General features: G+C 65.2%; 1 protein-coding gene. It reads right to left on the bottom strand.

All coding sequences use genetic code 11. The features are described 5' to 3' along the window. A partial coding sequence (locus tag ACG2LG_RS24315) for a hypothetical protein (protein ID WP_396263508.1) occupies positions 1-368 on the bottom strand: 368 nt, incomplete at both ends.

Here is a 368-nt window from a genome sequence, read left to right as displayed (position 1 = left end):
TCCTCCCCGTTCGGGCCGGTCAGGTACATCCGCAGCACGCCACGCTCGACGGCGAAGCTCACCAGCGTGGGCTGCTTGCTCAGGGCCAGATCGGGTTCCGCCAGCACTCCGTCCTCGGGGATCAACCGATAGTACAAACCCAGTCCGGTCCCGGGGTCTTCAAACGAAAGAATCGACGCCCGCTCGCCCCCTTCGGGCAGCTTGTAGCGCAGCACCAGCACCGTGGCCCCCTCGAGCACCGCACTTTCGCCATCGCGCAAGGCCCCCATGTTCTCATACAGGGCGTAGCCTTCCGCACTGCCGATCACCCGCACCACGTAGTTGTTGATCAGCGGTGCCTCCCGCGTCAGGAAATCCTGCGCCCGGAA

It is taken from the genome of Haloferula sp. A504, from assembly GCF_044385805.1.
GTDB lineage: Bacteria > Verrucomicrobiota > Verrucomicrobiia > Verrucomicrobiales > Akkermansiaceae > Haloferula.
This window is presented reverse-complemented; position numbering and strand designations above follow the sequence as displayed.